Source organism: Achromobacter insolitus, from assembly GCF_002209555.1.
Taxonomy (GTDB): domain Bacteria; phylum Pseudomonadota; class Gammaproteobacteria; order Burkholderiales; family Burkholderiaceae_B; genus Achromobacter; species Achromobacter insolitus.
This window is the reverse complement of the sequence record NZ_NJIF01000014.1, coordinates 12,068-30,639: the sequence shown is the minus strand read 5'-3', so window position 1 is coordinate 30,639 and position 18,572 is coordinate 12,068. Positions and strand designations below refer to the sequence as shown.

Here is an 18,572-nt window from a genome sequence, read left to right as displayed (position 1 = left end):
CATTGCGGGCCTCGAGCGGGTCGGGAGCCGCTTGCGCGGCCGGCGGAAAAGTAAGCCATGGTCGTCCTTTCGATCCAAAAGGTGTCGGCATTCGTGTGCCTCTACTGACCATGACCCTCGTGAAATCCGAATCGGACAGCTGACCCTCCAGTTTTTTGTAACAGCGCGGATTCAGGCCTCGGCGGGCGCGCGCAAGGCGATCGTGACCCAATACGGCGTGCGGTAGCGCACCTGCACCGGCAAAGTCGCGGGCAAGGCTGCGAGCACGGCATCGGTATCGCGCACCTGGAACGCGCCGGATATGCGCAGGTGCGCGGCGTCGGGGTCGCAGCGCAGGATGCCCGGCCGGTAACGGCCCAGCTCTGCCGCGAAGGCGGTCAGCGGCATGCGATTGGCGTACAGCACGCCGCGCTGCCAGTCGCTCGCATGCGGATCGGCGGCGGATGGCGCCGACGCGCCCTCGTCCATCAGGCTGCTCTGTTCGCCCGCCGCCAGGCTGACGGGGCTGCGCGGATGCGCGGCGCTGCTGAGCCGCACCCGCCCTTCCTGCACGCTGACCCGGCACAACCCGCCTTCCTGCCGCACGCAGAAGCGCGACGCCTGCGCCTCGATGTCTCCCAGGCTCGTGCGCACCACGAAGGGACGCGGTTGCGGCGCCGTGTCGGCCACCGCGTGCACGGCGATCTCGCCTGCGCGTAAGCGCAGCAGGCGGACCGTGGAGCCAAACATCACATCGACCGCGCTGGCCGTGTTCAGAAGCAGCGTGGAACCGTCGGCCAGCGCCACCTCGCGCCGTTCGCCCGGCGCGCTGCGATAGTCCGCGGTCCAGTCCAACGGGTCGACGCGCCAGGCAGCCCATGCGGCAGGCCCCGCCACGACCAGCGCGATCAGCGTCTTCAGCGCGGCGCGGCGGCTGTTTAGCTCGGGGCGATTCAGCGTCGCCATCCCCAGCGCCGCCGGGATCAGGCCGAATCGTTCATTCACCCGTTGCGCGCGCTGCCAGGCATGCTCGTGTTCGGCCTTGCTGGCGCGCCATCGTTCACAGGCGCGCAGGTCGGCGTCCGTGGCGCGGCCCGATCCCAGCCGCAGCAGCCAACGCGCGGCTTCGCGCGCCACGCTGCGCTCGACGGGCGGCAATTCGGGCATCGCCTCGCCCGCCCCTCTCAGATCGACGCCATGATGCATTGCTCGTATCCCTTGGCGATGTAGCGGTGCACCGTGCGCAGCGACACGTTCAACCGGGCGGCGATCTCGCCATGGCTCAGGCCTTCCAGTTGCGCCATCAGGAATGCCTGACGGGCCGGCAGGGACAGCCCCGCCAGCATCTCATCGATTTCCTGCAGCGTTTCCAGGATGATCAGGCGCTGCTCGGCCGACGGGGCCATGGCCTCCGGAACCAGGGCCAGGGCTTCCAGATAGGCCTGCTCCACCGAGCGCCGCCGGTGGTGATTCAGCAGCAGGCGCTTGGCGATGGTAGTGAGATAGGCGCGGGGTTCACGCAGGGCGTCGAGTTCATGGCGGTGCCGCAACACCCGCACGAAGGTGTCCTGCGCCAGGTCGGCCGCATCGAAGCTATTGCCCAGCTTGGCGCGCAACCAGCCATGCAGCCATCCGTGGTGAGCGCGATACAGCAGATGGACGTTGTCGCTGGCGGCGACCGCGGGATTCGGCACGGAAGGCTCCCTGTACTTTCAATCACAAATAGAAATCAATCTCATTCTAAATGCAAAACCATGATCCCGGTCAAGCCCGCGCGCAACGCTTGACGGCGATATGATGGGGACGGATTCCTCCCTACAGGCCTGCCCCATGTTCTATGCCGCGCTCAAATTCATCCACGTGATGGCCGTGATCCTCTGGGTCGGGGGCATGTTGTTCGCCCACTGTTTCCTGCGGCCCGCGGCCGCCCAACTGGAACCGCCGGTCCGTCTGCGGCTGATGGCCTCGGTGCTGGGCCCGTTCTTGAACGCCGTGCTGGCGGCCATCCTGCTGATCCTGGCAAGCGGCGCGGTGATGATCGGCCAGGAAGCCAGCCAGGCGGCGCAGACGGGTGGCGCCTTTTTCATGCCTCGCAGCTGGACCCTCATGGTTTCCGGCGGCCTGGTCATGACAGCCATCTATGCCTACATCCGGTTCTTGCTCTACCCGCAATTGAGAGCCGCGGTCTCGGCGTCCGACTGGCCCCGCAGCGGGCAGGCCATGGGCGGCATCCGCCGCTGGGTGGGTGTGAACCTGCTGCTGGGCATCGCCATCGTGGCCATCGTCTTTCTGGGGTAGGCGGATGCCAGCCGGCCCGTGCCAGGTATCGGGCATGCGCAGGCTGGTATCGGAATTCTTTTGCTTGGTGCAATACGCAGTACATCCGTGCTCGCCACACTGCGGATGACTTTCGCGGGCCTACACAAACAAAAGGAATTTCCATGATCAAGCGTGTCTTCCAATTGGCCGCCCTCGGCCTGTTCGCCTCCGCAGCGCATGCCGCGGCCCCCATCGACAACAGCGCCCTGGACAAGGCGGAATTCCGCGAACACAAGGCCACCTACGGCGTGGTCTACCGTCTGCCCCAGGACGTCAACGCCATCCTGGATGCCAAGGTCAACGGCACGCTGAAGGCCGACCTGCTCAAGCTCGGCCTGAAGACCGAGGCCGACACGCCCAACATGCCGCACGTGACGGTGGTGCACATCCACAGCGCCGACCCCGAAACGCCGGCCCGCATGCTCAAGGCCCTGCCCAAGCCGCCGGCCCCGCTGCAGGTCACCCTGAAGAATTTCTATCCCACCGAGGCCGCCAAGGGCGCGGGCCATCCGTGGTGGCTGGACCTGGGCGTGGTCAAGAGCGGCCAGGGATTCGAGGACATGATGCGCTACAACACCGTGGCCACCGCCGCCCTGGCGCCGTTGCGCGACGGTCCGCTGCCGCGCGTCACCGGCCCTGTCTACGCCAAGATGGCCGATGCCGGGCGCGACCTGGTCAAGACCATGGGCGTGAGCGGCGTGAACGTCATGCAGGACGGCAAGGAAGTTCGCGCACACAACCCGCACACCACGCTGGTCTACAGCATGGCGATGTACGACGCTCGCCTGCAGGACGCCATGAAGCAGGAAGCCGACAAGTTCAACGCCGTGCTGCCCGAAGGCATCAACACTACCTTCAAGGACGTGTCCATCGTCGAGATCGGATTCGCCGGCAACGTGGTGCGCGAGATCTATCGCGTCAGCCTGGAAGACGGCTCGGCCATCGACGTGGCCAGCGGCAAGAAGGTCGGCTCCTAAGCGTCCGGCGCTGCAGGATCGCCCGCGCGCTCTTGCAGCACTTCGCGGATCTGCCCGCGCAGCCACGCCTGCAGCGGCGACGTGTGCAGACGCCGCGGCCAGACCATCACCAGCTCGATCTTGCGCAAGCTGGCGGGCAGTTCCAGCGTGGCCAGCGGGAAATGCTGGCCATGCACGCGCGCGACGCTGGCGGGCATGGTCGTGGCGTAGTCGGTATCCAGCAATACATACGGCGTGATGCCGAACCCCGACAGGTAGGCCGAAAACTCCAATCGGCTGGCGTCCGGCTTCAGCGCGCGGTCGAAGTTGGTCTCCCGCCCGTACATGTGCGCGAAGGCAAACCATTTGATGGACGGCAGATCGGCCAGCGACAGCGCGCCCCGTCCGGCCCATGGATGCCTGGCCGACACCACGCACACGCGCCGGTCTTTGAGCAGCGTATCGCGGTGGAAGCGCGCCGGCACCTTGCCAAAAAGGCCGATGGCCATGTCCAGGCGTTCCGCATCGAGATCATCCGGCATGAAATCTCCGTGCACGGACTGAAAGCGCAGGGTAATGCCCGGCGCGGCACGGTGCAGCCGTTCGATCAGCGGCGCAGCCAGCAGGATTTCGCTATGCGCGCCGGTGCCGATATTGACCACGCCGCTGGCCTTGACCGGATCAAAGGCTTCGGGCGGACGCAACGCGGATTCGATTTGCGACAACGCGTCGTGCACCGCCGAATGCAGTTCCAGCGCGCGCTCGGTCGGAATGAAGCGGCCCTTGACCACCACCAGCAAGGGGTCTTCCAGCCGGCGCCGCAAGCGCGCCAGATCGCGGCTGATGGCCGGCTGCGTCTTGTGCAGCAGGGCCGAGCTGGCCGTGGCGCTGCGGGTGCGCATCAGGACGTCGAACGTCAGCAGCAGGTTCATGTCCAGCCGGCGCAGATAGGGCAAAGGTTGGGAGTCGCTCATGCGGGCAATACTATGCCTGAAGTGCATGCATCGAAAACTTCATATCGTTTTTGACATATCGCCCTTGCGCAACCGGCATTGGGCAAGGCGGCCGGCCTTGGCTACAGTCCGCGGCAGATCGGGACCTTTCGCACCCGACCCCGACTTTCCGGAGACTGCCGCAATGAACCCCTTGGGCCCGAACGCCGCGCGCTGGCGCGCCTACTCCCGCCGCTGGACGGCGGCCGCGTTGGCAGGCGCCGCGCTGTTCCTGGGCGCAGCCCAGCCGGCCGCGGCCGCCGGCTTTCCCGACCGCCCCGTCACGCTGGTGGTGCCCTTCCCTGCTGGCGGCACGCCCGATATCCTGGCCCGCATTCTCAGCGACAGCCTGGCCAAACGCCTGGGCCAGCCGCTGATCGTGGAGAACCGGGCGGGTGCCGGCGGCAATATCGGCGCGCAGGCCGTGGCCCGCGCCGCGCCCGACGGCTACACGCTGCTGATGTGCGCCTTCGGCTGCACGGTCGCGCCGTCGCTCTACCAGCCCGCGCCCTACGACATCGTCAAGGACTTCGCGCCCGTCGCCATGGTCGGCACGGTGCCCAGCGTGCTGGTCGTCAACCCGAAAGTGCCGGCACGGACGGTGGCCGAACTGCTGGCCTACGCCCGCGCCAATCCGGGCAAGCTGAACTCGGCCTCGTCGGGCGTGGGCGGCTCTGCCCACCTGGCCACGGAACTGCTCAAACTGCGCACCGGCATCGATGTGGCGCACATCCCCTACAAGGGCGCCGGACAGGTCGCCGCGGACCTCCTGGGCGGCCAGGTCGACATGTACTTCGACAACCTGCCGGCGTCGCTGGCCAACATCCGCGCGGGCAAGCTGCGGGCGCTGGCCGTGGCCAGCGACAAGCGCGCGCCGGCCATTCCGGACGTGCCGACCTTCGCGCAAGCCGGCGTCCCCGATTTCCTGATCACGCCCTGGTTCGGCATCATGGCGCCGGCCCGCACGCCGGATGCCACGCTTGCCACACTGCACGGCGCCTTCAACGAGGCCTTGCAGGCGCCCGAGGTCGCAGCCAAGATGCGCGAGCTGGGCGTGGAAACCGCCGCCGGCCCGCGCCAGGCGCTGGGCGATTTCGTGGTGGCCGAGACCGCGCGCTGGAAAGACGTGATCCAGGCCAACCATATCCGGGCCGAATGATGGCGGACGATTCCGGCCACGCCGCAGCCGACGCGCGCGCGCCCATCCGGTTGCGCGACATGGGATCCTTCCATGTCGGCGGCCGCGACGCGCGCCTGTCCGGCCTGCCGCGGCGCGAAGTGGTCATGGCCGAGGGCGGCCAACCCGTGGCCCTGGATCCCAACGGCACCTACCGCGTCGAGCAGATGTACGCGCAGTATTTCCTGGCCGAACCCGCCAGCGGCAGACCGCCACTGGCCTTCTGGCACGGCGGCGGCATGACGGGCGCCGCGTGGGAAACCACTCCCGACGGCCGCCAGGGCTGGCTGCATGCTTTCCTGCGCCGCGGCTGGGACGCCTATCTGTGCGACGCCGTGGAACGGGGCCGCTCCGGCTTTGCGCCGGTCCCCGAGATCTGGCGGGAAGCTCCCATCGTGCAGGCGCAGGAAGACTGCTACACGCGCTTTCGCATCGGACGCCCCGGCACCCGGCCCGGCCCCGACAGCGCCTATGCCAATACGCAGTTCCCGCTGGAGGCGTTCGGCGAACTGGCGGCGCAGATGGTCCCGCGCTGGGTGCATACCGACGCCGCCATTCTCCGCGGCTATCTGGCCCTGCTGGAGCGGGTCGGCCGCATGATCGTCATCTGCCACTCGCAAGCGGGGGTGTTCGGCATACGCGCGGCCGCGGCGCGGCCCGACCGCGTACGCGCCGTCGTCGCGCTGGAACCGGCCAGCATCCCGGAACTGGACACCGATTACCGCACGCCCACCCTGATCCTCATGGGCGACAACATGGACACGGACCCGCGCTGGCCGCGCATGCGCGAGCGGGCCCGCGACTTCGCGCGGCGGCATCCCTGCGTCACCCTGCTGTCGCTGCCGGAACTGGGCATCGCGGGCAATTCCCACATGCTGATGATGGATCGCAACAGCCTGGACCTGGCCGCGCGCGTGCATGACTGGCTGATCGCCCTGCCCCCGGCCTGAACGACCTGCGGCAGAGCCGGCTGGGCGCCCCCCGAATGCTGCCATTTCGTGGCAGCATTATGGATCCGTCATTCCCTGCCCCGCCCCATGTCCCGCACCGAACGCCTCCTGGGCCTGATGCAGACCTTGCGCTGCCATCGCCGCCCCGTCAGCGGCCGCCAGCTGGCCGCCGACCTTGGCGTCAGCATACGCACGCTGTATCGCGACATCGCCACCCTGCAGTCGCAGGGCGCCGAGATCGAAGGCGAGCCAGGCGTGGGCTACGTCCTGCGGCCTGGCTTCATGTTGCCGCCGCTGATGTTCAGCACCGAGGAAATCGAAGCGCTGGTGCTGGGCACCCGCTGGGTGGCGGACCGCGCCGATCCGCGCCTGGCGCAGGCTGCGAGCAACGCGCTGGCCAAGATCGGGGCCGTGCTGCCCACGGAACTGCGCGACGGGCTGGATGCGATACCGCTGCTGGTCGGCCCCAGCGCGATGCGGGTGATCGATCGCGTGGACCTGTCGCTGATCCGCCAGGCCATACGCAATGAACTGAAGATCGACATTACCTACCGGGATGACAAGGGTGCCGATTCCGCGCGAGTGATCTGGCCATTTGCATTGGGGTTTTTCGACAGTGTGCGCATCGTCATGGCCTGGTGCGAACTGCGGCAGGATTTCCGCCATTTCCGCACCGACCGCATCGCCACGCTCACGCCCGGCCCACGCTATCCCAAGCGTCGTCATGCGCTGCTCAAGGAGTGGCGCGCAATCGCCCATGCGCCCCAAAAAAACTGATGCAGGCTACTGCCAAAAACTGACAGCACCCCTGTCTAAGATGAGCGCCTCAACCACCCGGAGCGCATCATGTCAGACACCAATTTCGTCATTTTCTACGTCGAAAAGCCCGCAGCCAGCGCCGCCTTCTACAGCGCGCTGCTGCAGCGCCCGCCTCTCGAAAGCTCCCCCACCTTCGCGCTTTTCAGGCTCGATTCCGGCCTGATGCTGGGTCTGTGGTCGCGTTACACCGTGGAACCGGCCGCCGCCGGCCGCGGCGGCGCGACCGAGCTGGCCTTCACCGTCCCCGATGCCCAGGCACTGGACCGCCGCCACCTGGACTGGAGCCTGCGCGGCCTGCCCATCCTGCAGGCGCCCACCGACATGGATTTCGGCCGCACCTTCGTGGCGCTGGACCCCGACGGGCACCGGCTGCGCGTGTTTGCGCCGGCGCCGCAGGAACAGTCCATCGAGCAGTCCGCGCCGGCCGTGGCCAGCGCTTGATCGCAGTCCGCCGGAATCAGGAGCGCTGACTGCGCGGGGTCAGCGCCACGGTTTCCCCACGCCGGCGAAACAGCAACTGGTACAGCGCAGCCAGCACCAGCAGGAACGGCACGCCGAACACCAGCGTCATCTTGAAGACGCTGGTGAAATAGGTCGTGGCCAGAATAGCCAGCATCGCGCCCGCGCCCAATAGCGTCAGCACCGGAAACCCCGGCATGCGGAATGACAAGTGCCCGCCGCCTTCGCGCGCCCAGCGGCGACGGAAGCAATAGTGGGTCACGAAGATCATCATCCACGTAAACAGCGCGCCAAACATCGAAATCGCCATCATCAGCGTGAACGAGGTTTCGGGATAAAGCACGTTCAGCACCGCGGCGATGGCGATGCCGCTGGTCGACAGCAGCAGCGCATTCAAGGGCGTGCCATTGCGGCTCAGCCGGCCAAGCGCGGACGGCGCATGGCCTGCGCGTGACAGGCTGAACATCATGCGCGTAGTGATGTAGAGCTGGCTGTTCATGGCCGACAGCGCCGCCACCAGCACAATGAAGTTGATAACGCCGGCCGCGCCGGGAATCTCCAGCGCCTGCATCACTTTGACGAAGGGGCTGCCGCCCTTGCCCGCCTCGTCCCAGGGCACGATGGCCAGGATCAGCGCCAGCGTCAGCAGGTAGAACACCACCAGCCGCACGATGGTGGCGCGAAAGGCCTGCTTGACCGCACGCTCTGGGTCTTCGGCCTCGCCCGCCGCCACCGCGATCATCTCCACGCTGAGATAGCTGAAGATCGAGATGACCACCGCGATCCACATGCCCCACACGCCGTTCGGGAAGAACCCGCCGTGCGAGGTGTACAGCGCCGTGCCGTATTGCGGGCTGCCCCAGACCACGTAGGCGCCCAGGATGATGAAGGCCACGATGGCGGTGATCTTGATGGTGGAGAACCAGTATTCGACCGTGCCGAATGTCTTGACGCTCATCGCGTTGATGAAGATCAGCGCCGCCGAGAACAGGCAGACCCATTGCCAGCCTGGCACGTCCGGAAACCAGAACTTCATGTATTCGGCCACGGCGGTGACCTCGGTACCCACTGCCAGCACCACGCAAGACCAGTACGCATAGCGCACCAGAAAACCCGCCAGCGGACCGACATAGTGTTCGGCATAGGCGCCGAAGGAACCCGAGGTGGAGTGCGCCACCGTCATTTCCGCCAGGCAGCCCATCAGCAATAGCGTGATCAGGCCGCCGATGGCATAGCTGATGATCACGCTGGGCCCGGCAAAGCCGATGGCGAACTTGCTGCCCAGGAACAGGCCCGTGCCAATGGCGCCCCCAATGGCGATCATGCTCATCTGTCCCGAGGTCAGCCGTCGTTTCAGGCCCTGCTCACGTTCGGCGATCTGGCCGAATCCTTTCTGTTGTTGCATTGTCTCCTCCAGGTCCTGCGCTCTCTTCTTTTATGGATATAGGGCCGTTATGGCCCGCGCAATATCGCTGTGTCGCGGCCCGCTCAGGTCACGGCGGCGCGATGCTTGAATTCCGGCTTGTCCCAGGCGCGCGTGTCCAGCACGTCCTTGAGGATGTCGACGGCATCCCACACATCGGCATAGCCGAAATACAACGGCGTCAGGCCAAAGCGCAGCACCTCGGGTTCGCGGTAGTCGCCGATCACGCCGCGCGCGATCAACGCCTGCATCACTTCGAAGCCGTTGGGGTGACGGAAGCTGACGTGGCTGCCGCGGTCCGCGTGGTTGCGCGGCGTCACCAGCGTGAGCGGATGGCCCTCACAACGCTCCTCGACCAGCGCGATGAACAGGTCACCCAGCGCCAGCGACTTCTTGCGCACTTCGGCCATGTCGGCGGCATGCGCCACGTCCAATCCGCATTCCACCAGCGACAGCGACACGATGGGCTGGGTACCGCACAGGTAGCGGCGCACGCCGCCCGCCGGCTCGTAGGCCACGGCCATGTCGAACGGCCGCGAGTGGCCCCACCAGCCCGACAACGGCTGCCAGAAGTCCTTGCTGTGGCGCGGCGCCACCCAGATGAAGGCGGGCGAACCCGGGCCGCCGTTCAAGTACTTATAGGTGCAGCCCACGGCAAAGTCGGCGTCGGCGCCATTCAGGTCGACCGGCACCGCGCCCGCGGCGTGCGCCAGATCCCAGATGGCCAGCGCGCCGCGCTCATGCGCGAGCGCCGTCACGGCGGCCATGTCGTGCATCTGGCCGCTGCGGTAGTTCACGTGCGACAGCAGCATGACCGCCACGGACTCGTCCAGCGCCTTGTCCAGGGGCAGGTCATCGTCGATCAGGCGCATTTCATAGCCCTGCTGCAGCAGGTCGATCATGCCCTGGATCATGTAGAGGTCAGTGGGGAAATTGTCGCGCTCGGACAGGATGACGCGGCGCTCGGGATGTTGGTGTTGCTGGATGCGCAGGCCCGCGGCCAATGCCTTGAAAATGTTCAACGAGGTCGTGTCGGTCACGACCAGCTCGCCTTCGCGCGCGCCCAGCAGGCGGCCCAGCTTGTCGCCCAGGCGGCTGGGCAAGTCGAACCAGCCAGCGGTGTTCCAGCTGCGGATCAGTCCCGTGCCCCATTCCTGGCCGATCACCGAAGCGGCGCGGGCGGCGGCGGCCTTGGGCAGCACGCCCAGCGAATTGCCGTCCATGTAGAGGACGCCCGGCGGCAGATCGAAGCGGTCCTTGAGGGCCGCCAGAGGGTCTAGGCGGTCTGCGTCCACGCAGGCTTCACGGGTGTTCATTTCCAGCTCCTTGAGGCTATATTCCGGATACATACTATCAGCGTGATCAGGCTGATAAATTGCAAATTCAGGCGCGGATTACCCTAGGTTTTCGCATTGGATTGCACATGATTCATTTTTTTGGAATTTGATTGCATCATGCAGATCGACGCGATAGACCAGCGCATTCTTTACCGGTTGCAGGAAAACGGCCACCTCAGCAACCAGGACCTGGCCGAGCAGGTGGCGCTGTCGCCCTCGGCCTGCCTGCGGCGGGTCCGCGCACTGGAAGACAGCGGCTTGATCCGCAGCTACCGCGCCGTGCTGGACGCCGAAAAGCTGGGTTTCGAACTGGAGGCCATCGTCCACGTGTCGCTGGACCAGTCACGTCCCGGCTGGCACGAGGAATTCCTGGCGGGGATCGCGCTGCATGATGAAATCACCGAGGCCAGCATCGTGACCGGCGCGTCCAACTACATTCTGATGGTGCGCACGCGCAACCTGACGGCGTTCTCGCAATTCGTCGAGGACAAGCTCAGCAAGATCCCCGGCGTGCGCGACCTCTGTTCGCATATCGTCATGCGCAAAGTGAAAAACCGCGGCGGCATGCTGCCACTGGCAAGCTGGCGCTAGGAACGGCGGCGCTCAGGCCGGGCTCAGCCGCAGGAAGCCGAATACCGTCACGAAGTGGCAGGCCGTGCCGCCCATGACGAACAGGTGCCAGATGCCGTGCGCGTGGGGCCAGCGCTTGTCATTCACGTAGAAGAGCGTGCCGGCGGTGTAGACCGCCGCCCCGGCCAGCAGCCAGGCCAGCCCGGCCGCGGACAACGCGCCCGCGATCGGCGCGGCAAACATCACGCCCAGCCATCCCATCGCCAGATACAAGGGCAATGCCGGCGCCGCGCCGCGCGCCCACCACAGTTCGCGGCTGATGCCGACCGCGGCCAGCAGCCAGATCGCCACGCCCATGGCGGCGCCCCAGCCATGTTCCACCGGCCCGTAGGCCAGCGGCGTATACGTGCCTGCGATCAACAGGTAGATGGCGCAGTGGTCAGCCTTGGCCCACGTAGCCTTGCGGCGCCCCCTTGTGCAATGGAACAGCACCGACGACGCATAGACCGCGATCATCGACGCGGCGAACACGGCGCAGGCGATGACCTGCCGCGTATCAACTTTCAGCTCAGCCGCGCGGGCAATCAGGGCGCCCGAGGCGGCCACCGCGAGGGCCAGGCCGGCCAGGTGCGTCGCGCCATTGAATCGTTCGCCCTTGTACATGCACGCCCTCCGCCCGCCGGCCACGCGCCGGCGCCCCCCATGATGGCGCCGTTGTGTGACAGTCCGAGGTCAGGACGCGAAGCCGTCAGGCGACGAAATCCACTGCGGCGGGATAGCCTTCAAGCGCGCGCGCCGACAGGATGGCGCGCTGCACCGCAATTGCCATCGCCTCCGCCGCCATGACGCCCAGCAGCATTACGTTGCCCGGCTTGCCAGAGGTGCCTGTGCCCAGCGCGAAGATGGTGTCGCCGTCCAGCATGGTGTGGATGGGATTGATGGTGCGCGCCAGCCCATCATGCGCCATGCCCGCGATCTTCTGCGCCTGCGCCTTGGTGAGCTTGGCATCCGTGGCGACCAGGCCGATGGTGGTGGCGGTGCCGGGGCGCATGGACTTGGGCAGGTCGCCCGCCAGGATGGCCGCGCGGGTATCCAGCAGCATTTTGCCGTCCGCGCTGCGGGCGCCGGCCAGGATGCGTCCGGTGGCCGGATCGACCACATCGCCCACGGCATTGACCGCGACGATGGCGCCCACCGTCACGCCCGCCACGGTCAGCGACGCGCTGCCGATGCCGCCCTTCATGGCACGCTTGGGGCCGTACAGCTTGCCCACCGTCGCGCCCGCTCCCGCGCCCACATTGCCCTCTTGCGGCGCGGCTTCCGTGGCCGACTTGCAGGCCTGATAGCCCGCGGCCGCGTCCGGCCGGATGGAGGCGTCGCCCACGCCCAGGTCGAACAGAATGGCCGATGGCACGATGGGCACGTGCGCCACGCCCACGTCGAAGCCGATCTTCTTTTCCTCCAAATAGCGCATGACGCCGGAGGCCGCGTCCAGACCAAAGGCGCTGCCGCCCGACAGCACCACGGCGTGCACCTTCTCCACCATGTTCACCGGATTGAGCAGGTCGGTTTCCCGCGTGCCGGGCGCCGCGCCGCGGACGTCGACTCCGGCGGTCGCGCCGGCCTCGGCGATGATGACCGTACAGCCCGTGGGGCGGCGCGTGTCGGTGTAGTGCCCCACCCGCAACCCCGCCACCTGCGTGATGCTGCCGCTGCCCGGCATCAGCCGCGAGGCGTCCGCCGCCTGGGCGGGCATTGCGCTTGCTGCTGCCGCGCCTGCCGCAGCCATCATGAAAGCCCGCCTATTCCATTGCTGTTCCACACCGATCTCCATTGAAGTCCTGCCTGGATGCACCCCGACGGCATCGCGCCGGAGCAGGGGTATTGCCATATGACTTGCCGCTATATTTTTACTATTCCTTATGCTTTGTGGAAAAATAGGCGCGTTGTTAGAGTGCGGCTACGCCGGAGGGCATCGCAGGCACGGATGCTCTCCCCCGAGATATCTGCCATCCGTGGAGCACCGCCATGAAACTCTTCCGTACGCTGTTCGTCGCCGGCCTCGTCCAGGTCGCCGCATTGTCCGCGGCTCATGCCCAATCCGGACTGGACCAGATCAAATCCGCCGGCGTGTTCAAGATCGGCACCGAAGGCACCTACGCCCCTTTCACTTTCCATGACGCATCCGGCCAGCTTACCGGGTTTGACGTGGACATCGGCCGCGCGATCGCCGAGCGCTTGGGCGTCAAGGCGCAATTCGTCGAAGGCAAATGGGACGGCCTCATCGCCGGGCTGGACGCCAAGCGGTACGACGCGGTGATCAACCAGGTCGGCATCACCGACGCGCGGCGCGCCAAATACGATTTTTCGGATCCCTACATCTCCTCGGCCGCCGTGCTGATCGTGCGCGACGACAACACCAGCATCAAGTCCTTCGACGACCTGAAGGGCAAGAAATCGGCCAACACGCTGACCAGCAACTTCGGCAAGCTGGCGCAAAGCCATGGCGCCGAAGTGATCGCGGTACAGGGCTTTAACGAAGCCATCGACCTGCTGACCTCGGGCCGCGTCGAAGCCACGGTGAACGACAACCTGTCGTTCCTGGACTTCAAAAAGCAAAAGCCCAACGCCCGCGTGAAAATCGCCGCCACCGACAAGACCGCCGAGTTCAGCAACTCGGGCGTGCTGATCCGCAAGGGCAATCCCGAGCTGCAGGCCGCCATCAACAAGGCGTTGGCGGACATCAAGGCGGACGGCACCTACAAGACCATCTCGGTCAAATATTTCGGCACGGACCTGTCGGCGCAATAAGCGAGCGGAGCGCACATGACGCTACCCCCCTGGCTGCAATCCGTCCTGCCTGACTGGCTGCTGGCGCAACTTGGCAACTGGGCGGTGCCTGCCTGGGTGCAGTTGATGGTGGATTCGTTCTGGCCCCTGCTGCATGCGGGGCTGATGTTCACGGTCCCCCTGACGCTGATGTCGTTCGCGCTGGGGCTGGCGCTGGCCTTCGTGGTGGCGCTGATCCGCCTGTTCGGCCCCGCCCCGCTGGTGGCGGTTGTGCGCTTCTACGTCTGGCTGATCCGCGGCACGCCGCTGCTCGTGCAGCTATTCGTGATCTTCTACGGCCTGCCCAGCGCCGGCATCGTGCTCGACCCGCTGCCCGCCGCGCTGATCGGTTTCACTCTCAATGTGGGCGCCTACAACTCGGAAGTGATACGCGGGGCCATCGAATCCATTACCAAGGGCCAATGGGAAGCCGCCTATTCGCTCAGCATGACGCGCGCGCAGGCGCTGCGCCGTACCATCCTGCCGCAGGCGGCGCGCGTGGCGGTGCCGCCCTTGTCCAACTCCTTCATCGCGCTGGTCAAGGACACCTCGCTGGCGGCGGTGCTGACCGTGCCCGAAATCTTCCAGGCGGCGCAACGCATCGCTGCGGTCACCTATGAACCGCTGATCCTGTACACCGAGGCAGCGCTGATCTACCTGGTGTTCAGCTCCGTCCTGTCCGCCGCGCAGGTCCGCCTGGAACGGCGCTTTGGCCAGCACGCGGTCTTTAACGAGAAGAACCGATGATCCGCCTGGAAAAAATAGAGAAGGCATTCGGCGGCAACCCCGTGCTCAAGCAGGTGGACGTAAGCATCGCCGAAGGCAGCGTCACGGCCTTGATCGGGCCGTCCGGCAGCGGCAAGAGCACCTTGCTGCGCTGTGTGAACCTGCTGGAAGTACCCGATCGCGGCACGCTGGAGATCGGACCGGAAACGGTCGAATTCGAACCTGGCCGAAAGCTCTCTCGCGACCAGGTCCAGCGCGTGCGCAAGCAGACCGGCATGGTGTTCCAGAACTTCCAGCTGTTCCCGCACCAGACCGTGATCGGCAATGTCATGGAAGGCCTCTTGACCGTGCAGAAGTGGCCCCAGGACCGCGCGCGTGCCCGCGCCGAGGAACTGCTGCGCAAGGTCGGCATGCTGGAAAAGGCGGACGCCTGGCCCGCCAACCTGTCGGGCGGCCAGCAGCAGCGCGTGGCCATCGCCCGGGCGCTGGCGCCGGCGCCGCGCGTGCTGCTGTGCGACGAACCCACCTCGGCCCTGGATCCGGGCCTTGCGGCCGAAGTGGTCGACGTGCTGCGCCAGCTGGCGGCCGAAGGCATGACCATGCTGATGGCCACCCACGATCTGCGGCTGGCCGCCAGCGTCTCGCGCGAAGTGGTGTTCCTGCTGGATGGCAGCGTGGTCGAATCCGGCGATTCGCGCACCCTGTTCGGCCAGCCCGCCGATCCGCGCACGGCCGCCTTCATCTCGACGCTGACGCAGGAAACCCCACGCTAGGACGACGGCAGCCGCTGGCGCGCACCCAGGGCCGGCAACTGCCCGGGGACTCCTACTTCGGCGGCAAGGATCCCGCGGGATCGACCGCCTGGCCGTCATAGCGCAGCTCAAAGTACAGGCCGACCTGCTTGCTGTCGCTATTGCCCATCTCGGCGATCTTCTGGCCCTGGCTGACGCGCTGCCCTTCCTTGACCAGCAGCTTGCTGTTGTGGGCGTAGATGCTCAGGAAGCTGGCGTTGTGCTTGACGATGACCAGATGGCCGTAGCCGCGCAGGCCGCTGCCGGAATAGGCCACCGTGCCCTGCGCGGCGGCCACGACCGGCGTGCCCGAGGAATTGCTGATGACGATGCCGTTGGAACCCGATCCGTCGTAGCCGCGCGTGACCTTGCCCTGAGCGGGCCAGACCAGCGAGATCGCGCCCGGCGGAGCCGTGCGCCGCCGCGCGCTGGAAGTGGACGACTTGGGCGCCGGCTTGCTGCCCGCCTTGCTGGGCGGCGGGGAGGTGCGAGCCTGTCCGGCCGGCGGCTCGACCCGCAGCAACTGCCCGACTTCGATCGAATTGGAATTCGAGAGTTTGTTCCAGCGCACCAGGTTGCTCACGCTGGTGCCCTGCTTGCGCGCAATCTGGGTCAGCGTGTCGCCCGACTGCACGCGGTAGTACCCAGGCTGGACCTTGGTGGTGCCGCAGGCGGACAGCAAGGCCAGCAACGCCACCGCCAGCACGCACATCCACAAGCGGAAGGATCGCCTGTCCTGGCGCGCGTCGGCAGACGCCGCGGCAGCGGGCAAGGCGGAAATGGGCAAGGTCGAGGCGGACGGGGAAAGCACTGAAACCTGGGGCACTGAGTGGGATGTCGGGATCTGAGTGCGTTAAAGGGTACCAAGATTTTGACGCGCCATGGGCGCTGGGGCCAGATGCTTGCGTCGGCGGCGCGGGATAGAATGCCGCCATGTCCCGCCTGACCCGCCTCCAGTCTCTCGGCAGCGCCGCGCGCGCGCGGGGCGTGCTTTGGCTGGCGCTCCTGGCCCTGGTGCTGCGCGCGCTGGTGCCCACAGGCTACATGCCCGACACCCGGGCGCTGCATGACGGCCGGCTGGAGGTCACGTTCTGCTCGGCCGCCGGCGATGTATCGGCGCTGACCCTCGCTTTGTCGTCCGAAGACAAAAGCAAGACCGCGCATGACACCGCCGATGTCGGCGCCCTATGCCCCTTCGGCCTGCTGGCGCACGTGGCGCCGGCTCCCGCCCCGGCGCTGACTCCCCTGTTGCTGGCAGCCGGCCTTCCCGCGCTGCCCGCCCCCGCCGGCAATGCCCCGGCCGCGCGAACCGCCTCGGGTCCGCCGCTAGGCTCCCGCGCACCGCCACTCGCCGCCTGACTCCGCCTGAACGCGCGGCCCTCGCCGCGCCCCTGGACGACACGTCAACCGACGAGGTTTTCATGCATTCCCCCCTTCCGCGCGCGCGCTTCGGCGCGACGCACTCCCACGCGCCCGACCCGCGGCGCCGCCTGCTGCTGTCCTCACTCGCCCTTTTGGCCCTGACGGGCTGCGGCCCCGATGCGCCCAAGCTGCACGGCATGGATCTTTCCGGCATGCCGTCCGGCGACTTCCAACTGCAGGACACCGATGGCCGTGAACGCAAGCTTGCCGACTACGCCGGCCAGCCGGTGATGCTGTTCTTCGGCTTCACGCAATGCCCGGACATCTGCCCCACGGCGCTGACCCGCGCGGTCGAGATCAAGACCCTGCTGGGCGCGGACGCCAGCAAGCTGCGGGTCCTGTTCATTACCGTCGACCCCGAACGCGACACGCCGGAGATCCTGCGTGCCTACACCCAAGCCTTCGATCCGGACTTCGTGGGCCTGCGCGGCAATGCCGAGCAGACCCGCGCGGCCGCCCAATCGTTCAAGGTTTTCTATCAGAAGGTCGCCACCGGCTCGTCCTACACCATGGACCACACCGCGCTGACCTATGTCATCGACGCGAACGGCAAGCTGCGCATCGCCCTGCGCCACCAGCAGAGCGCGCAGGAATGCGTGGACGATCTGCGCACCGTGCTCTGACCCAAACTCTCAAAGAGACCAGTCTCATGAAAAAAATCGCGATCAAGTCCCTGGCGGCCGCCGCCTTTGCTTTCTGCGCCCTGGCCGGCGCCAACCATGTTGCGCTCGCCCAGGACGCCGGCATCAAGGTCGATGACGCCTGGGTGCGCGCCACCGTGCCCAGCCAGCATGCCACGGGCGTCTTCATGCGCCTGACGTCCAACGCCGCGGGCCGCCTGGTCGGTGTGGAATCGCAAGCCGCCAAGCACGTGGAAATCCATGAAATGGCGATGCAGGACAACGTCATGAAGATGCGCCAGGTGCCAGGCATCGATCTGCCCGCGGGCCAGCCCGTTGAGCTCAAGCCCGGCGGCTACCACGTCATGCTGATCGATCTGGCCGGCCAGATCGCGGCGGGCGATCACGTCGCCCTGACGCTGATCGTCGAAGATGCCGCCAGGAACCAGCGGCGCGTGCCGGTCGATGCGGTAGCGCGTCCGCTGAATGCGGGGGCAGCCCCGGCCGCCGGCCATGGCCATGGCCATTGATGCCCGGCCCGCAACGTCCCCATGAAAGTGGCTTGACAGCTGTGCTGCACGGCTGAAACAGCTTCCTTGCAACAAGGCCGCCTGGCGTGCAACGCCGCGCCGCGCGCCGGGTCGAATTGAAAAAGGTCCGGCGCGCGCCCTTGCGGCGCCGCCGGCCAGGCTTTTCCGCATCCAGGAATCGTCCGCCGACAGCATCGTGGACGTAGGCGCGGCCGCCCTCGGCCGCAAGCTTTGATTGCCAGGAGCGTTTCATGAAGACCTACAGCAAGACCTTATTGCTATGCGCCGGCTTGGCCGCCGCGGGCGCCGTCCAGGCCCAGACCACGCAGTATTCTCGCGACCTCTACGGCGACTGGCGCGTCACCTACGCCGCCCCCGCCGCCAAGACGGCGGGCCAGGTCAGCGCCGAACTGGCCGAGGCCAAGGCCAATGGCCAATACACCTTCGGCCAGGAAGACTATCCTCCCCCCGTCGTCTCCCGCCAGAGCGAAACCCGCGCGCAGGTCGAGCAGGAGCTGCAGCAGGCGCAGGTCCAGGGCCAGATGGCGTCCGACCAGGAAGACTACCCTCCTGCCGCGATGGCGCACAGCGGCACCTCTGATATCCATTAATACAGAGGCAGGCGCAACGGCGGACCGGCACTGCCGGCCGAAATTCGGGGACATATAAGCCG

22 protein-coding genes are annotated in these 18,572 nt (G+C 66.8%); 14 read left to right on the top strand and 8 right to left on the bottom strand.

Annotated elements, in window-relative coordinates:
* Positions 1–171: 171 nt before the first annotated feature.
* Both CEY08_RS27820 and CEY08_RS27815 read right to left on the bottom strand, forming a co-directional pair.
* Positions 172–1,185, bottom strand: a complete 1,014-nt coding sequence (locus tag CEY08_RS27820; RefSeq protein ID WP_076815189.1) for a FecR domain-containing protein — start codon at positions 1,183–1,185, stop codon at positions 172–174.
* A complete protein-coding gene (locus CEY08_RS27815) occupies positions 1,164–1,673 on the bottom strand; it encodes a sigma-70 family RNA polymerase sigma factor (RefSeq protein ID WP_042794882.1) in 510 nt (169 codons plus the stop codon). The genes CEY08_RS27820 and CEY08_RS27815 overlap by 22 nt, the downstream gene beginning before the upstream one ends.
* 136 nt (positions 1,674–1,809) lie before the next feature.
* On the opposite strand from CEY08_RS27815, the gene CEY08_RS27810 reads away from it, so the two are divergent.
* A complete protein-coding gene (locus CEY08_RS27810; RefSeq protein WP_076815191.1) occupies positions 1,810–2,277 on the top strand; it encodes a CopD family protein in 468 nt (155 codons plus the stop codon).
* 143 nt (positions 2,278–2,420) lie between these two features.
* Complete coding sequence (locus CEY08_RS27805) at positions 2,421–3,275, top strand: hypothetical protein (RefSeq protein ID WP_076815193.1); 855 nt, start codon at positions 2,421–2,423, stop codon at positions 3,273–3,275.
* On the opposite strand, the gene CEY08_RS27800 is transcribed toward CEY08_RS27805, so the two are convergent.
* Positions 3,272–4,228 carry a LysR family transcriptional regulator gene (locus CEY08_RS27800; protein ID WP_042794883.1) on the bottom strand — a complete coding sequence of 319 codons (957 nt, stop codon included), beginning with the start codon at positions 4,226–4,228 and terminating at the stop codon, positions 3,272–3,274. The genes CEY08_RS27805 and CEY08_RS27800 overlap by 4 nt on opposite strands.
* 163 nt (positions 4,229–4,391) lie before the next feature.
* On the opposite strand from CEY08_RS27800, the gene CEY08_RS27795 reads away from it, so the two are divergent.
* The 4 genes from CEY08_RS27795 (at position 4,392) to CEY08_RS27780 (ending at position 7,633) form a co-directional block, all read left to right on the top strand.
* A complete protein-coding gene (locus tag CEY08_RS27795; protein WP_084738595.1) occupies positions 4,392–5,405 on the top strand; it encodes a tripartite tricarboxylate transporter substrate binding protein in 1,014 nt (337 codons plus the stop codon).
* The gene (locus CEY08_RS27790) at positions 5,402–6,373 is read left to right on the top strand and encodes an alpha/beta hydrolase (RefSeq protein ID WP_076815195.1); all 972 of its coding nucleotides are present in this window, start codon (positions 5,402–5,404) and stop codon (positions 6,371–6,373) included. Before CEY08_RS27795 ends, CEY08_RS27790 begins: the two co-directional genes overlap by 4 nt.
* Positions 6,374–6,460: 87 nt before the next feature.
* Complete coding sequence (locus CEY08_RS27785; RefSeq protein WP_042794885.1) at positions 6,461–7,150, top strand: helix-turn-helix transcriptional regulator; 690 nt, start codon at positions 6,461–6,463, stop codon at positions 7,148–7,150.
* A gap of 69 nt (positions 7,151–7,219) precedes the next feature.
* Entirely contained in the window at positions 7,220–7,633 is a 414-nt protein-coding gene (locus tag CEY08_RS27780; protein ID WP_042794886.1) for a VOC family protein, read from the top strand.
* A 16-nt stretch (positions 7,634–7,649) separates the two neighbouring features.
* On the opposite strand, the gene CEY08_RS27775 is transcribed toward CEY08_RS27780, so the two are convergent.
* Both CEY08_RS27775 and kynU read right to left on the bottom strand, forming a co-directional pair.
* On the bottom strand, positions 7,650–9,056 hold the full coding sequence (locus tag CEY08_RS27775) for an amino acid permease (protein ID WP_042794887.1): 1,407 nt from the start codon (positions 9,054–9,056) through the stop codon (positions 7,650–7,652).
* Positions 9,057–9,139: 83 nt separating this feature from the next.
* Positions 9,140–10,390: a kynureninase gene (gene kynU, locus CEY08_RS27770; protein ID WP_076817878.1), complete on the bottom strand. Its 1,251-nt coding sequence runs from the start codon at positions 10,388–10,390 to the stop codon at positions 9,140–9,142.
* Positions 10,391–10,528: 138 nt separating this feature from the next.
* Here kynU and CEY08_RS27765 point away from each other — a divergent pair, with 138 nt between their 5' ends.
* Entirely contained in the window at positions 10,529–11,002 is a 474-nt protein-coding gene (locus tag CEY08_RS27765) for an Lrp/AsnC family transcriptional regulator (protein ID WP_042797301.1), read from the top strand.
* A 12-nt stretch (positions 11,003–11,014) separates the two neighbouring features.
* Here the strand turns inward: CEY08_RS27765 and trhA are convergent, their stop codons facing one another.
* Positions 11,015–11,644, bottom strand: a complete 630-nt coding sequence (trhA, locus tag CEY08_RS27760) for a PAQR family membrane homeostasis protein TrhA (protein WP_042794888.1) — start codon at positions 11,642–11,644, stop codon at positions 11,015–11,017.
* An 85-nt stretch (positions 11,645–11,729) separates the two neighbouring features.
* Positions 11,730–12,815 (bottom strand): P1 family peptidase, encoded by a 1,086-nt coding sequence (locus tag CEY08_RS27755; RefSeq protein ID WP_170946344.1) that lies wholly within the window; start codon positions 12,813–12,815, stop codon positions 11,730–11,732.
* 194 nt (positions 12,816–13,009) lie between these two features.
* Here CEY08_RS27755 and CEY08_RS27750 point away from each other — a divergent pair, with 194 nt between their 5' ends.
* From CEY08_RS27750 to CEY08_RS27740, 3 genes are all read left to right on the top strand, one after another.
* Positions 13,010–13,792 (top strand): amino acid ABC transporter substrate-binding protein, encoded by a 783-nt coding sequence (locus tag CEY08_RS27750; protein WP_076815199.1) that lies wholly within the window; start codon positions 13,010–13,012, stop codon positions 13,790–13,792.
* Positions 13,793–13,876: 84 nt separating this feature from the next.
* The gene (locus CEY08_RS27745) at positions 13,877–14,557 is read left to right on the top strand and encodes an ABC transporter permease subunit (protein WP_042797302.1); all 681 of its coding nucleotides are present in this window, start codon (positions 13,877–13,879) and stop codon (positions 14,555–14,557) included.
* Entirely contained in the window at positions 14,554–15,309 is a 756-nt protein-coding gene (locus CEY08_RS27740; RefSeq protein ID WP_042794891.1) for an amino acid ABC transporter ATP-binding protein, read from the top strand. The genes CEY08_RS27745 and CEY08_RS27740 overlap by 4 nt, the downstream gene beginning before the upstream one ends.
* Positions 15,310–15,361: 52 nt before the next feature.
* On the opposite strand, the gene CEY08_RS27735 is transcribed toward CEY08_RS27740, so the two are convergent.
* Positions 15,362–16,039, bottom strand: coding sequence for a M23 family metallopeptidase (locus CEY08_RS27735; protein WP_042794892.1), 678 nt, complete (start codon positions 16,037–16,039; stop codon positions 15,362–15,364).
* A gap of 221 nt (positions 16,040–16,260) precedes the next feature.
* Here CEY08_RS27735 and CEY08_RS27730 point away from each other — a divergent pair, with 221 nt between their 5' ends.
* The 4 genes from CEY08_RS27730 to CEY08_RS27715 all read left to right on the top strand — a co-directional run bounded on the left by CEY08_RS27730 (position 16,261) and on the right by CEY08_RS27715 (position 18,510).
* The gene (locus CEY08_RS27730; RefSeq protein WP_063643473.1) at positions 16,261–16,686 is read left to right on the top strand and encodes a DUF2946 family protein; all 426 of its coding nucleotides are present in this window, start codon (positions 16,261–16,263) and stop codon (positions 16,684–16,686) included.
* Positions 16,687–16,748: 62 nt separating this feature from the next.
* The gene (locus CEY08_RS27725; protein ID WP_076815201.1) at positions 16,749–17,372 is read left to right on the top strand and encodes an SCO family protein; all 624 of its coding nucleotides are present in this window, start codon (positions 16,749–16,751) and stop codon (positions 17,370–17,372) included.
* Positions 17,373–17,398: 26 nt separating this feature from the next.
* On the top strand, positions 17,399–17,899 hold the full coding sequence (locus CEY08_RS27720; RefSeq protein ID WP_076815203.1) for a copper chaperone PCu(A)C: 501 nt from the start codon (positions 17,399–17,401) through the stop codon (positions 17,897–17,899).
* A gap of 251 nt (positions 17,900–18,150) precedes the next feature.
* On the top strand, positions 18,151–18,510 hold the full coding sequence (locus CEY08_RS27715) for a DUF4148 domain-containing protein (protein WP_063643476.1): 360 nt from the start codon (positions 18,151–18,153) through the stop codon (positions 18,508–18,510).
* The last annotated feature ends 62 nt before the right edge of the window (positions 18,511–18,572 follow it).